Source organism: Klenkia sp. PcliD-1-E (assembly GCF_024124375.1).
GTDB lineage: Bacteria > Actinomycetota > Actinomycetes > Mycobacteriales > Geodermatophilaceae > Klenkia.
Genome location: NZ_JAMXRZ010000050.1, coordinates 1 through 13,177, shown reverse-complemented (window position 1 = coordinate 13,177; position 13,177 = coordinate 1). Strand labels below are relative to the sequence as shown.

16 protein-coding genes are annotated in these 13,177 nt (G+C 76.5%); 4 read left to right on the top strand and 12 right to left on the bottom strand.

What is annotated here, in order from left to right; translation table 11 throughout:
* Positions 1 to 65 precede the first annotated feature (65 nt).
* The 9 genes from NH342_RS11695 to NH342_RS11655 form a co-directional block, all read right to left on the bottom strand.
* Positions 66 to 353, bottom strand: a complete 288-nt coding sequence (locus tag NH342_RS11695) for a DUF2516 family protein (RefSeq protein ID WP_253015032.1) — start codon at positions 351 to 353, stop codon at positions 66 to 68.
* 65 nt (positions 354 to 418) lie between these two features.
* Complete coding sequence (locus NH342_RS11690) at positions 419 to 1,363, bottom strand: hypothetical protein (protein ID WP_253015030.1); 945 nt, start codon at positions 1,361 to 1,363, stop codon at positions 419 to 421.
* Positions 1,360 to 1,812 carry a helix-turn-helix domain-containing protein gene (locus NH342_RS11685; RefSeq protein ID WP_253015028.1) on the bottom strand — a complete coding sequence of 151 codons (453 nt, stop codon included), beginning with the start codon at positions 1,810 to 1,812 and terminating at the stop codon, positions 1,360 to 1,362. Before NH342_RS11685 ends, NH342_RS11690 begins: the two co-directional genes overlap by 4 nt.
* 64 nt (positions 1,813 to 1,876) lie before the next feature.
* Entirely contained in the window at positions 1,877 to 2,809 is a 933-nt protein-coding gene (locus NH342_RS11680) for an asparaginase (RefSeq protein WP_253015026.1), read from the bottom strand.
* A 16-nt stretch (positions 2,810 to 2,825) separates the two neighbouring features.
* Positions 2,826 to 3,380, bottom strand: coding sequence for an aerial mycelium formation protein (locus NH342_RS11675; RefSeq protein WP_253015024.1), 555 nt, complete (start codon positions 3,378 to 3,380; stop codon positions 2,826 to 2,828).
* Positions 3,377 to 4,243, bottom strand: coding sequence for a 3-keto-5-aminohexanoate cleavage protein (locus NH342_RS11670; RefSeq protein WP_253015022.1), 867 nt, complete (start codon positions 4,241 to 4,243; stop codon positions 3,377 to 3,379). The genes NH342_RS11675 and NH342_RS11670 overlap by 4 nt, the downstream gene beginning before the upstream one ends.
* Positions 4,240 to 5,340, bottom strand: a complete 1,101-nt coding sequence (locus NH342_RS11665; protein ID WP_253015020.1) for a folate-binding protein YgfZ — start codon at positions 5,338 to 5,340, stop codon at positions 4,240 to 4,242. Before NH342_RS11665 ends, NH342_RS11670 begins: the two co-directional genes overlap by 4 nt.
* A 1-nt stretch (position 5,341) precedes the next feature.
* Positions 5,342 to 5,797 carry a Fur family transcriptional regulator gene (locus NH342_RS11660; RefSeq protein ID WP_253015018.1) on the bottom strand — a complete coding sequence of 152 codons (456 nt, stop codon included), beginning with the start codon at positions 5,795 to 5,797 and terminating at the stop codon, positions 5,342 to 5,344.
* Between the two features lie 10 nt (positions 5,798 to 5,807).
* Entirely contained in the window at positions 5,808 to 6,785 is a 978-nt protein-coding gene (locus NH342_RS11655) for a hypothetical protein (protein WP_253015016.1), read from the bottom strand.
* 41 nt (positions 6,786 to 6,826) lie between these two features.
* Here NH342_RS11655 and NH342_RS11650 point away from each other — a divergent pair, with 41 nt between their 5' ends.
* Together NH342_RS11650 and NH342_RS11645 are read left to right on the top strand one after the other, a co-directional pair.
* Entirely contained in the window at positions 6,827 to 7,672 is an 846-nt protein-coding gene (locus tag NH342_RS11650) for an aminotransferase class IV (protein ID WP_253015014.1), read from the top strand.
* Between the two features lie 352 nt (positions 7,673 to 8,024).
* The gene (locus NH342_RS11645; protein WP_253015012.1) at positions 8,025 to 8,735 is read left to right on the top strand and encodes a hypothetical protein; all 711 of its coding nucleotides are present in this window, start codon (positions 8,025 to 8,027) and stop codon (positions 8,733 to 8,735) included.
* Here NH342_RS11645 and NH342_RS11640 read toward each other — a convergent pair.
* On the bottom strand, positions 8,716 to 9,351 hold the full coding sequence (locus NH342_RS11640; protein WP_253015010.1) for a hypothetical protein: 636 nt from the start codon (positions 9,349 to 9,351) through the stop codon (positions 8,716 to 8,718). The two genes, NH342_RS11645 and NH342_RS11640, sit on opposite strands and share 20 nt — an antisense overlap.
* A gap of 27 nt (positions 9,352 to 9,378) precedes the next feature.
* Between NH342_RS11640 and NH342_RS11635 the strand changes: the two genes are divergently transcribed.
* Positions 9,379 to 9,756, top strand: a complete 378-nt coding sequence (locus NH342_RS11635; RefSeq protein WP_253015008.1) for a hypothetical protein — start codon at positions 9,379 to 9,381, stop codon at positions 9,754 to 9,756.
* Here NH342_RS11635 and NH342_RS11630 read toward each other — a convergent pair.
* Both NH342_RS11630 and NH342_RS11625 read right to left on the bottom strand, forming a co-directional pair.
* On the bottom strand, positions 9,743 to 11,440 hold the full coding sequence (locus NH342_RS11630; protein ID WP_253015006.1) for a DUF885 domain-containing protein: 1,698 nt from the start codon (positions 11,438 to 11,440) through the stop codon (positions 9,743 to 9,745). The two genes, NH342_RS11635 and NH342_RS11630, sit on opposite strands and share 14 nt — an antisense overlap.
* On the bottom strand, positions 11,437 to 12,009 hold the full coding sequence (locus tag NH342_RS11625; protein ID WP_253015004.1) for an FABP family protein: 573 nt from the start codon (positions 12,007 to 12,009) through the stop codon (positions 11,437 to 11,439). The genes NH342_RS11630 and NH342_RS11625 overlap by 4 nt, the downstream gene beginning before the upstream one ends.
* Before the next feature lie 295 nt (positions 12,010 to 12,304).
* On the opposite strand from NH342_RS11625, the gene NH342_RS11620 reads away from it, so the two are divergent.
* The gene (locus NH342_RS11620; protein ID WP_253015002.1) at positions 12,305 to 12,979 is read left to right on the top strand and encodes a TetR/AcrR family transcriptional regulator; all 675 of its coding nucleotides are present in this window, start codon (positions 12,305 to 12,307) and stop codon (positions 12,977 to 12,979) included.
* Positions 12,980 to 13,177 lie beyond the last annotated feature (198 nt).

Sequence of the window (13,177 nt, the reverse complement as noted above, 5' to 3'; positions counted from 1 at the left end):
CGCACGGATACGGCGGCTGAGCCGCGCACGGGTACGGCGCTTGAGCCGTCGGGGAGCCGTGCGGCTCACCAGTTGTTGTTGCCGCGCTGCACGCCGCGCACCGCGGGTCGGACGTCGACCAGGTAGACCACGATGCCGACGACGGCGATGAGCCCGAGGAAGTCGATGGCCCCGCGGAAGTAGACGACCACGGTCGCCAGCGCCGTGATGCCGACCCAGGCGGGCTTGGTGAGCTTCCCCGCGGCCACGTAGCCGGGGCCGGGACGGAGCAGGGCGTCGACCAGGCCCCACAGCCCCAGTGCCACCACGGCCAGCCGGATGAGCTCGAGGAGGGCGAAGTCGAAGCCGGCCATGCGGCGAGCGTAGACGCCGACCGGCCCGCAGCGGTGTCGCTGCGGGCCGGTGGTGCTCGTCGGGGCTAGTTCGAGCTCGGGGCCGAGCTGGACGCCGAGGGCGCGTTGCTCGACGCCGACGGCGCGCTGCTGCGGGCCGAGGGCGCGGTGGCCTTGGCCCGGGTCGCCTTGGCCGGGCTGGTCGTCGAGGCGCGCTTGGCCGGCGTGCGCTTGGCCGGTGCCTGGGACGTCGTGCCGGCGGCCGAGCTCAGCGAACGCTTGGTCGAGCGGGCCTCGCGGCGGACGTCGCGCTTGGCCTCGGTGACGGCCTTGGTGGTGCGCGCCTTGGCCTTCTGGGCCGCGGAGGTGACCTCGTCGGCGGCGTCACCGGCCTCGGCCTTGGTCTTCTGCGCGACGGAGGTGACCTCGTCCGCGGTGTCGCCCACGGTCTCACCGGTGGTGTCCAGGGCGTCCTCGAGGGTGCCCTCGACGGTGTCGACGGCGCGCTCGGCCTTGCCCACCAGGTTGCGGAACCCGGGCTGGCGGCGCAGGTCCTCCACGACCTCCTCGCCGCGGGCGGCCAGGCCGTTCACCGTGGTCAGCGCCTGGTCGCGGACGGCGCCGGCCAGGGTGGTGACGGTGCCGCGGACCTCGACGGCGGTGTCCTTGACGGCGTCGGGGCGGGCGGCGCCCTGGGCGCGGTCGGCGACGTCCTCTGCGCGGGTGCGCGCCTGGCCGAACAGCGAGGTCACCCGTCCGCGGGTGGCCTCGGCGCGGGCCCTGGCCTCCTCGACGGTGCCCTCCGCGCGGGCCTGGGCCTCGCCGGGCAGGGCCTCGGCGCGGTCGCGCAGGGTCTCCAGGGCGGTGCGGACCCGGTCGACGGCGACGTCGCCGACGCCGATCGCGGCCAGCACACCGGTGCGGCCGGTGCTGACGGCGTACTCGCCGGCGGCCTTGGCGGTCAGCTGGACGTCGCGGACGGTGCGCTGGGCGCGCTTCTTGGTGAGCTCGCGGGCCTCGGTGGCGTTCACGGCTGCTCCTCCTCGTTCGAGAGCTGGTTCTTGTCAGGGGTGGGGGGGCTGGCGAGGGACTCGTAGAGGTCCAGCAGCACGGCCTTGTGCCGCTCGCTCAGCGCCGGGTCCGCGCGGATGGCGGTGACCGTGTCCGGCGTACCGGATCGGCGGTCGAGGATCCCGGCCTGCTCGTACAGCGTCTCCGCGGAGATCTTCAGGCCCCGGGCGATCTGGGCCAGGATCTCCGCCGACGGCTTGCGCAGTCCCCGCTCCACCTGCGAGAGGTAGGGGTTGCTGACCCCGGCGCTGCGGGCCAGCTCGCGCAACGACACCTGGGCGGCGTTGCGCTGGGTGCGGATGAAGTCGCCCACCTGGGAACCGACCTGCGTGCCCACGGTGGTCGCCTCGACCGCCGCCTGGGTCACGCTGTCGCGGACCTGGTGGACGATCTCCGACGGGTTCTGCACGGTCCTGACAGTAGGTCCGCCTGCTTGCTCCTGCAAGCGGAGAGCTAGCAGTGTGGCCAAGGCCTCAGACCGCCGCGCGGACCTCGCCCACCACGCCGTCGCCGCCGCTGACCGGCAGCACCGCGAACGGGGCGAGCAGGTCGGCGTCCACGCCCAGCCGGGCCAGACCCGCGCACAGCGCCGGCATCCGGCCCCGCTCGCCGCCGTCGTCCAGCTTCAGCGCCACCGCGCCGGCGCCGGGCAGCGCCGCCACGTGCACGCCGTCGGCCCCGCCCTTGACCAGCAGGCCGGGGACCGCGCCCATCAGCCGGGTGTCGTCCTTGCCGGTGCCGGCCACCAGCCACGGGTGCGTGCGCACCGCGTCGGCCACCGCGCGCCCCGGGGTGCCGGGGTCGGCCTGGACGAGCGACAGGACGCCGCGGGCCAGCGCGGACACCGGCAGCGCGTGCTGCGGGGCCCCGCAGCCGTCGACGACGACGGCGCTGACCGGCACGCCGCCGGCCTCGCCGAGGCGGGCCTGGACCGCCTGCTGCAGCGGGTGCTCCCGCTGCAGGTAGCCGGCCGTGGGCCAGCCGGCGGCGACGCAGGCCGAGAGCATCGCGGCGTGCTTGCCCGAGCAGTTCATCGCGGCCCGCTCGGGGGCCCGGCCGGCCACCAGCCAGTGCGCCCGCTCGGTCTCGTCACCGGGCAGCGCGGCGGGGCAGCCCAGGTCGTCGGGCCCCAACCCCGCGGCGGCCAGCATCGCCAGCGCGAGCTCGACGTGACCGGGCTCGCCGGAGTGGGAGCCGGCGGCGATGGCCAGCTCCTCGGTCGAGCGGGGCACCCACCCCGCCTCGAGGTAGGCGGTGGCCTGCACGGGCTTGTTCGACGAGCGGGGCAGCGTGGGCACGTCGACCGCGCCGGCGGCGAGGGTGACCGCACCGTCGGCGTCGAGCACCACGAGCGACCCACGGTGCACCGACTCCAGGAACCCCGACCGGTGCACCTCCACCAGCACGGGGTTGTCGGGGTAGCTAATGGCGACCCTCCGCGGCGAGCAGCTGGGCGACGTCGGCCTCGCCGTCCCGGTACCGGCGGCCGAGCTCGCCGGCCAGGGCGTCCATGACCTGCTGCACGCCGCGGCGCCGCTCGGACAACCCGCGCTCGCCCTCGGCCAGCGACCGGGCGGCGGCCTCCAGCTGGTCGTCGGGCAGCTCGCCGACGTCGGAGAGGTCCACGCCGGGGGCCAGCGAGTTGACCCAGTGCTCCAGCGCCGCCGGGTCACCGGGCTGGACGGTCTGGTGCCGGCCCAGGCCGTGCGCGGGCCCGCGGCCCTTCTCGGACAGGATCTCCGGCAGCAGGTCCACCAGCGACCGGCCGTCGTGCTCGGCACGCCGCTGCAGCTCGCGGCGGACGATGTCCAGCCGGCCCTGCAGCAGGCGGCGGGTGTAGGAGAGGTCGACCTCCGACTGCTCGGCGCGCCGGCGCAGGCCGCGCACCTCGAGCATGGGGCGCCGCTCCACGCCCTCGAGGAAGGCCGGGTCCAGCAGGGAGTCGACGGCGCTGCCGCCGGCCGCGGTGGTGGTCATCGGGTTGCCTCCTGGCGGGTGCGGATGCCCAGCAGCTCGCGGGCCTCGGTGGTGGTCAGGGCGGGGCGCTGGGCGATCTTCGCCAGACCGGCGGCGCGGGCGACCAGCTGGGCGTTGTCGCGGACCGGCTCGCCGGGGGCGTAGGTCAGCGTGTCCTCCATGCCGACCCGCAGGTGCCCACCCGCGGACAGCGCGGCGAGCATCACCGGCAGGGAGGTGCGGCCGACCCCGGTGGCGGCGAAGGTCCAGCCGGGCTCGACCGCCGGCAGGCACGCGGCGAGCGCGCCGGTGGTGCCGGGCATGCCACCGGGCACGCCCATCACCAGGTCGACGTGCACGTGGCCCCCGGCCGGGGGGCCGTGCCGGTCGAGCAGCCGGGACAGGGTGGCCAGGTGGCCCAGGTCGAAGGCCTCGTACTCGGGCACGATGCCGCGGTCGCGCATCTGGGTGTGCAGCTCGACGATGAGGTCCCAGGGGTTGCTGAACACGTCGCGGCCGAAGTTGACCGTGCCCAGCGACAGGGAGGCGGCGTCGGGCTCGGCGTCGAGCACGGCGACCCGGTCCGGCAGCGGGTCGGTCACCGCGCCGCCGGAGGACAGCTGCACCACCAGGTCGGTGCTCTCGCGCACCGCGGCGACCACCTCGCGCACCCGGCCGAGGTCCAGCGTCGGGCGGGTGTCGAGGTCGCGGACGTGCAGGTGCACGACGGCGGCACCCAGCGCCTCGCAGTCGCGGGCGGTGGCCACGACCTCCTCCACGGTCACCGGCAGCGCGGGCACGTCGGCCTTCGCCGACTCGGCCCCGGTGGGGGCGAGGGTGATGAGGGTGCCGTTGCTCCGCGCGCCCGCCATCCCCGTCGTCACCTGCCGATCGTCGCAGACCGGACGGCGCGGACGCGCTCCCGGGCGGCCAGCACCGTGTCGTCGGTGGCGACGACCAGGTCGTCGGGGTCGACGGCGACCACCGACCCGGCCGCGCGCAGCTCCGGCAGGGGCTCCTTCTCCAGCACCGAGGACTTCACCAGCGCCAGCCCGACGACGCCGAGCTCGTGGTGCCGCACGACGGTGCCCAGCCGGCCGACCTCGCGGGTGCCGGCGGTGACCGGGGTGCCGGGCGGGGGCAGCTGCTCCTCCATGCCGTCCAGGTGCACCAGCACCAGCCGCCGCGGCGGGCGGCCGAGGTTGTGCACCCGGGCCACGGTCTCCTGACCGCGGTAGCAGCCCTTCTCCAGGTGCACCGCACTGGCCAGCCAGGGCGTCTCGTTCGGGATCGTGCGGTGGTCGGAGTCGGTGCCGACCCGCGGTCGGTGCGCCTCGACGGCCAGCGCCGCGTAGGCGTCGACCCCGGCCAGGGAGGCACCGGCGGCGAGCAGGGCGTCGGCGCGGGTGGCGAGCTGCGCCCGGGGCACCAGCAGGTCCACCGCGGGGACGCCGTCCCCCACCACCGGCGCCCGGCGCACCCAGCCGCCGTCGTCGGTCGGGGTCACCCCGGTCGGCACGGGCAGCCCGGCGGCGGCGAGGACGTCGTCCCCGCGCGGGCCGAGCAGGGTCAGCACCGCCCAGTCGTCGGTGACCAGGGCGGGCTCGACGCGGAGCATGAAGCGCATCCGGTCCAGCCAGCCGGCGAGGTCGGCCCCGGTGCCGGGCTCGGTGTCCAGCCAGGTGGTGCCGCCGGTCTCGGCGACCACGACGTGGTGCTCGACGTGGCCCTGCGGGGAGAGCACGAGCGCCTCGGTGCCGGCGCCGTCGGCCAGCTGCTCGAGGTGCTGGCTGAGCAGGCTGTGCAGCCAGGACAGCCGGTCCGGCCCGGGGACGGCGACGACGTCGCGGTCGCTGCGGTCGACCAGCACCGCCGCCTCGGTGGCCCGGCGCTGCTCGGGCAGCGGGTCGCCGTAGTGGGCGGCGACCTGGCCGCCGTCGGTGGCGACGGCGCCGGGGCGGTTCAGCAGCGGGGAAGGCACCTCAGGACTCCGATCCGGCCGCACGGCAGTCCCGGCACGTCCCGGACAGCGCCACGTGGCCCACGTCCAGGCTGTAACCCAGGTCGGCGGCCAGACGTTCCGCGACGCCGTCCATCACCGCCGGGTCGACGGAGTCGATCCGGCCGCAGACCGCGCACACCACGTGCAGGTGCGGGTGCTGGGCCGCGTGGTAGACCGGGGCGCCCTTGCCCAGGTGGGTGTGCCAGACCAGGCCGAGACGTTCCAGCAGCTCCAGGTTCCGGTAGACGGTGGAGGTGTCCGGGGCCGCGCCGTCGGGGCCGGCCTGCTCGGCCAGCCAGGTGCCGATCTGCTCGGGGGTGCCGTGCTCGAGCGCGCCGACCGCCTCCAGCACCCGCTGGCGCTGGGTGGTCAGCCGCAGCCCGCGGGAGCGCAGCTGCTGGGCCAGCGGCACCGGCTCGTGGTCGTGGTCGGCCATGGCGGGGAGCCTAGGCCGGGCCGGTCCCCGCGTCCCACCAGCGCAGGACCCGCAGCGCGCCGAGCGTGACACCCCGCGAGGGCTCGCCCTCGGGTGCGTCCACCGGGAACCACTCCGCGCCCCGCTGCACCGGCCCCTGCAGCCACCGCCCGTCGGGCCGGCGGCCGGCGCGCAGCCGGTCCACCGCGTCGGCGGCCCGCGGGTCGGGCGGGGTGCCGTCGTGCAGGGACGCCGCGCGGAGGTGCTCCAGCGCCCGCAGCGCGTCGAACCGCCACCGGGAGGGCCACACCGGCGGGGTCAGGCAGGCCTCCAGCGGGGTGCCGTCGGAGCGCAGGGTCAGCCGGCGGGCCAGCAGGTGCTCCTCCCCGCGGTGCCGGGCCGCGCGCAGCTCGTCGCTGCCCCCGGTGGCCACCTCGTACGCCAGCAACCCGCGGACGGCGTTCAGCGTGGAGTGCACCGACGAGCGGGTCGAGCCCTCCACCCACTCGCAGTTCCAGCCGCCGTCGGCCAGCTGGTGCTCGGGGAACCAGGCGGCCAGCGCCGCGACGTCGGCGCCCAGCCACACGCCGTTGGCCAGCGTCGTCGCGTTGATGCAGACGTCGACCTCGCCGCCCCAGTAGGGCAGGTCGTCGTACTCCCAACGGCAGTTCGCCGCCAGCAGGTCCGCGGTGCCGGCCAGCGCCCCGGCGTCCAGGCCCCACTCGCGCAGGGAGGTCAGCGACCAGGTGGTCGCCGTCCACGGCTGGTCCCCCTCCGGCCACTGCACCTCGCCGTCCACGCGGGGGAAGAAGGCACCGCCGGCCCACTGGCCGTCCTCGTCCTGCACCTCGAGCAGCCGGGCACCCCACCCCTCGGTGCCGACCCGGGCGCGGGTGGCCCGCCACACCTCCGTGGGCGCATCGAGCAGGTCGCGCTCGGCCTGCCAGCGCAGGCCCGGGTCGGCGTCGAGCAGCCAGGCCAGGACGTCGTCCGCGGGGCCGGCCACCATGCCGGCAACCTAGCCCCGGCGGGGTGGTGCACGCTGGACCGGTGGACGGTGCGCGCGCGGTGGCGGTGTGGCGGGACGGCGGCGCGGTGCGGGTGCCGGCCGACCAGCCGGTGGTGACGGCGTTCGACGCGGGCCTGGCCCGCGGGGACGGCGTGTTCGAGTCGGTGCTCGTCGACGGCGGCGCGACGCCGCGGCTGGCCGACCACCTGGTCCGGCTGCAGCGCTCCACCGCCCTGCTGGACCTGCCCGCGGTGCCCGACGAGCACTGGCGGGCGCTGGTGGCCGCGGTCATCGACGGCTGGCCGGCCGGCGTCGAGGGCGTGTGCCGGTTGTTCCTCACCCGCGGCGAGGGCGCCTCCCCCACCGCGCTGGCGCTGCTGGCCCCGGTGGGCGCCGACGTGCTGGCCCAGCGGCGGGACGGGATCTCCGTGGTCGCGCTGACCTACGGCCTGGCCGCCGACGTCCGGGCCGGGGCGCCCTGGCTGCTGGGTGGGGCGAAGACGCTGTCCTACGCGGTCAACATGGCCGCCCAGCGGCACGCGCACGCGGTCGGCGCCGACGACGTCGTCTTCACCTCCGTCGAGGGCCGGTTGCTGGAGGGCCCGACGTCCACGGTGGTCTGGGCTGCCGGCGGCACCCTGCACACCCCGCCGGTGGACACCGGCATCCTGGCCGGCACCACCCAGGCCCGGCTGTTCGCCGCGGCGGAGGCCGACGGCTGGCCCACCGCCGTCAGCGACGGCACGGTCGCCGACCTGCACGGTGCCGACGCCGTCTGGCTGCTGTCGGGCATCCGCGGCGCGGCCCGGGTGACCGCGCTGGACGGGGTGGCGCGCGGCGACGCCGGGCTGACGGCCCGGGTCCAGGAACTGCTCGCCCGGCGCTGAGAGAAGGGCGTTGCGGTGGCGGTCACACCGGTCGTACCGTGTCCGTACACGGGAGAGGAGGTGGTCCGAACAATTGATGTCGTTCAGGACTCGTGAGGTGGCTGTCCGCTAGCCGCCGTCCAGATGGGCCGCCCGCTCAGCACCGGATCGAACCGGTCTGACGCGTGTGGCATCGCCCGTCCGTCGCACGGCGGCGAGCGAGAACCGGACAGTTCACCCGACCCCCGGGCCGCCGACCCAGTCCAGTCGGCCCGCCCCCCGCCACAAGTGCTCGTCGAGCCGGCCGGGGATGGCGGAGCAGCCCGGGGGTTGTCCGTGCCCGGGATCAGCAGGGTTCCCTAGGGTGGTGCCCGTGCAGTTCGCCGGCCGCGAGCCAGAGACCGACGTCTCGGCGGGCCGCTGGGTCGCCGATGCCGTCCGGCCCGGTCTCGGCGTGGCCGGCCTGCTGCCCCCGCTCTTCCCGGCCGCGGCCCGGGTGTTCCACCCCGCCGCGCACTACGTCGGCGACGACGACGTCGACGTGCGCTGGGCCGAGGTCGCCGCGGCCAACGGCACCACCGCGCACCCGCTCATGGAGTGGGGCGGCATCACCGGGTCGCTGGACTTCTACGAGGAGGCCGACCAGAGCCCGGTGTGGGAGGGCGCGCCCGCCCGCGGCCACCTGCCCGAGCAGGTCGCCGGTCCGCTGGCCGAGGTGCTCGCCCGGCACACGCAGACCCCCGACGACTGCTTCTTCGGCGTCTGGGACGGTTTCGGCTTCATCACCGCGCCCCAGCCGCGGCTGACCGCCGGCGCGCGGTCCTTCTGGCTGGTCCGCGGTCCGGTCACGCTGGCCGCCGCGAACATGGCGGCGGAGCCCTGGGAGCAGGGCGCGAGCCTGTGGTGGCCCGCCGACCGCGCCTGGTGCGTGGCCACCGACGTCGAGCTGGTCAGCACCTACCTCGTCGGGTCGGCCGCCTGCGTCGCCGACGTGCTGGGCGACCCCCGGCTGGAGACCGCCGCGGCCAGCGCCACCCAGCCGGTCGGCGACGAGGCCGACACCGTCAACCCGCCGCCGGACTGAACCGCCGGGCCGCCAGCACCCCGGCGGGCAGGTCCGCCCGCAGCGGGCCGAGCACGTCGGCCAGCTGCTGCACGGTCAGGTCGGGGCCGGCCTGCCCGAGTGCGGCCACCGCCGGCCACGGGGTGCGCCAGTCGCCCAGGCCCTGGTCGTCGGAGACGCCCTCGACGTAGGAGTCCACGACCCCGTAGAGCTGCTCGGCGTCCACCGGCAGGCCGGCCAGCCCACCGGCCCCCGGCCCGGGGTGCAGGTCCGAGGGCACCCGCTCCCAGCGCCCGGCCGACCAGCCCAGCACGAAGGTGATCTCCTCGGTGCGACCGCGCAGCGGCTGCGCCCACCAACCGGGGGCGCCGGTCAGCAGCTCACCGGTGGGTTCGCCGTCCGGCCGGCGGGACAGCGACCCGCGGGCGGTGCGGTCCCGGCCCAGCAGCACGGCGCGGTCGGCATCGAGGACGGCGACCTCGGCCCAGGTGCCGCCGCCGTCGTCCCACCGCCAGGACCCGGCGTCCCGGGCGTGCGCGGCGTCGGGGTACCCGAGGGCGGCGACCACCGCCGCGGTCGCCGCCCACCGACCGCGCAGCACGTCGAGCGCGGGCAGGTCGGCGACGGCGAGCTCCACGCCCGGCACTGTAGGACGATCACCGGCATGGACGCCGCCGCCGTGGAGACCCGGCTGACCACCGTGCTGGGTGCGTGGGCGGCGGGGTCCGTCACCGTCGGCGGGGTGCTGGCGCTGTCCCGGCGCACACGGGGGTTCGGCCGGCAGACCGCCGCCTGGGGCGCGGTCGACGGGGCGATCGCCGCGGTGGGTGCGCGCAACCGGCGCCGGCGCGGGCCCACCGACCCAGCCCGGCTGCGCACGGTCCTGCTGGTCAACGCCGGGCTGGACGTGGGATACCTGGCCCTCGGGGCCGCGCTGCTGCGCAGCGACCGGTGGCGTGGCGACGGCGCGGCCGTGCTCGTCCAGGGCGCCTTCCTGCTGGCCCTGGACGGCACGGCCGCGCAGGCCCTCAGAGCCGGCTGAGCTCGTCGACCAGGTCGTCCAGGCCCAGGCTGCCCTGCGAGAGCGCGGCCATGTGCCAGGCCTTGAGGTCGAAGGCGTCGCCCTTCGCCGCGCGGGCGGCCTCGCGGCCCTCCAGCCAGGCCCGCTCCCCCAGCTTGTAGCTGATCGCCTGCCCGGGCATGCCCAGGTAGCGGACCAGCTCGCTGTCCAGGAACGCGGCGTCGCGGCCGCAGTACTCGCCGAAGAACGCCCGGGCGAGCTCCGGCGTCCAGGGCTGCCCGCGGTGATCCTCCAGGGCGCCGTCGGCGTCGTCGGGGATCGGCAGCTCCAGGTGCATGCCGATGTCCACGACCACCCGGACGGCGCGCATCTGCTGGGCGTCCAGGTAGCCCAGCCGGGCGCCGGGGTCGGTGAGGAAGCCCAGCTCGTCCATCAGCCGCTCGGCGTAGAGCGCCCAGCCCTCCAGGTTGGCGCTGACCCCGCCGACCTTGGTCTGGAACACCGACAGGTCACCGGCGACGTAGGTCCACTGGGCCAGCTGCAGGTGGTGCCCGGGGACGCCCTCGTGGTACCAGGTCGAGACCAGGTCCCACAGCGGGAAGCGGTCCCTGCCCAGCGTCGGCAGCCAGGTGCGGCCCGGGCGGGAGAAGTCCAGCGACGGCGCGGTGTAGTACGGCGCGGCCGCGCTGCCGGGCGGGGCGATCATCGCCTCCACCTTCGTGATCGGCTCGGCGATGTCGAAGTGCACGCCGTCGAGCTCGGCGATCGCCTCGTCCATCATCGCCTGCAGACGCTGCCGGATCTCCTCCACGCCGTCCACGGCCTCGCCGTGCTCCCCCAGCCAGCGCATGGCCTCCATCGGGGTGGCGCCGGGCCGGACCAGCTCGGCCGCGGCCCGCTGCTCCTCGCGGATCCGGCGGTGCTCGGCCCAGCCCCAGGCGTAGGCGTCCTCCAGCCCGGTGCCCGCGCCCAGGTCGCTGCCGTTCCAGCGCCGGGCGAAGCGGGCGTAGCGCTCGCGGCCGACCGCGTCGGGGGTGCCCTGCGCCTGCGGCAGGTAGGTGTCGCGCAGGAAGTCGCGCACGTCGGCCACGGCGGCGTCGGCGGCGGCCGCGGCGTCGTCGAGGTCGGTGCGCAGCTCGTCGGGGCCGTTCGCCACGACGCCGGCGAAGTAGGGGCCGGCCAGCCACTCGCCGAGCTGACCGACGACGGTCTCGACCTGCCGCGGTGCGGCGAACAGACCCTGCTGCGCGCCCTCGGTCAAGGTGGCCAGGTAGCCGCGGTAGGCCTCGGGCACCCGGGCCATCCGGCGGCCCAGCACGGCCCAGTCCTCGGTGGTGGCCGTCGGCATCATCGAGAAGACCTGGCGCACCGAGTGCACCGGGGAGAACAGGTTGGACAGCTCGCGCAGGCCCTCGCCCGCGTCGTGCAGGTCCAGCGAGGCGGTCAGCCGCTCGCGCAGCAGCCGGGCGCAGCGGAACTCCACCGGGTCCTCGGCCAGCGCCGGGTCCTCGGCGAGCACGCGCTCCAGCTCGGCGAGGGTGTCGCGCTCGAGCCGGGCCGAGGCCTGCAGGCCGGCCGGGGACAGGTCGGGCAGCCGGTCGTCGCCGGGCCGGGTGCCCAGGGCCGTACCGGCGATCGGGTCGAGGTCGCAGAGGGCGTCGACGTAGGCGTCGGCGACCTCCCGGGGGGTGTGCGCGGTGCTCATCGGATCCTCTCCAGGCGGGCGGACATGACCGGGCGCAGCTGGCCGTCGGCGCCGGCGCGGTCGACGGCGTACATCAGCGCGCCGTCGACGATGCCGTAGAGCCGTGCGGCCTTCGTCGTGTCCGGGTGGTCGGGGGTGCGGGCGAGGACGTCGCTGGCCAGCTCCCAGCTCGTCGTGGTCCGGGCGCGGCCGACGTAGATCTCGACCAGGCCGTCGGGCGAGGCGGTGAGCAGCTCGACCTCCTCCTCGCCGCGGGGGCGCCAGAAGCCGGACTCCCGGACGTCGGGGCCGGCCGGCTTGCCGTCCGGGCCGATCCGCCAGGTGCGCGACTCGTAGGCGAGGAAGTCCCGGCCGTCGTGGGCGAAGCGGACCCACTGGCCGAACCGGTGGTCGCCCTGGGCGCCGGCGGCCTGCCCCTCGCCGTGCCACTCGCCGAGCAGGGGCAGCACCGACAGCAGCTCGTGGGCGACCTCGGGGCCGCTGCGGACGTCGGTGGTCTCCTCCACCGGCAGCTCGGTGCGGCCGGCGGTGGGCTGCGCGGGCAGGCCCTCGGGGGTCGGGGTGCTCACCGCGCACCCCCGCTGCGCTCGCGGCGGGTCAGCCTGACCGCGCCCACCGCGCACCACAGCGCGGCGACGACGGCCAGGGCGACGAGAACCCAGGCGGTGACCAGACCCATGCCCGCCACCGTAACCACGGCCGCCGACACCGGCTCGGACGAGCACCGCGCCGGCGACGGCTCGCCGAACGGCCCGTCGCGCCCGGCGCGAGCGGTGCTCTCGTGACGGACCGCTGCGCCGCGCGGGGGCACACGCGGGCAAGAGCACTGCTCTCGTCCGCGGACGACGCTAGCGTCAGGGTGTGGTGAGCACCGCGAGGGAGCGCGCACGGGCCGCGCTGACCGAGGAGATCCTGGAGTGCGCCCGCGGCCAGCTGGCCACCGTCGGCGCCGCGGGCCTGTCGCTGCGGGCGGTGGCCCGCGACCTGGGCCTGGCGTCCTCCGCGCTGTACCGCTACTTCCCCAGCCGCGACGACCTGCTCACCCGGCTGATCCTGGAGGGCCACGACGCGCTGGGCGCCGCGGCGGAGGCAGCCGACGACGCGACCGCGCAGCCCCGCGCGCGGTGGCACGCGGTGTGCGCCGCCGTCCGGACCTGGGCGCTCGCGCACCCGCACGAGTACGCGCTGCTCCACGGCTCGCCCGTGCCCGGCTACGCCGCACCGGCGAACACCGTGCCGGCGGCCACCCGGGTGGGTGCGGTGCTGGGCGGGGTGCTCGGCGACGCGGCCCGGGCCGGCCTGCTGCCCCCGGCCGAGGGGCGACGCACGGCGCTGGTCCTGCCCGCCGCGACGGCCGTGCTCGGCGGGGAGCACAAGGCGCTGGACGACGGGGCGCGGTCGCGGGCCCTGCTGGTGTGGAGTTCGCTGTTCGGCCTGGTCAGCTTCGAGCTGTTCGGCCACTTCGAGGGCACCGTCGCCGACCCCGACGGATTCTTCACCGAGCAGGTGGGCGAGCTGGCCGACCTGCTGGGCCTCTAGGGGTCCTCCTGCACAGGAGTCCGTCCTCCTGCACCAGGTCTGGCGCAGGAGGACGGACGTCGATCACCCTCCTCGGTGTCAACCGGTCGTTGCATCACCCCAGCTGAGGGGTGGGGCTCGTGGCGACTCGGGCGAACATGCGGGTGTTCTGGTCGGGGATCGCTGAGGGGCTGACCGTTGCGTCAGCCTCTCAGCGGG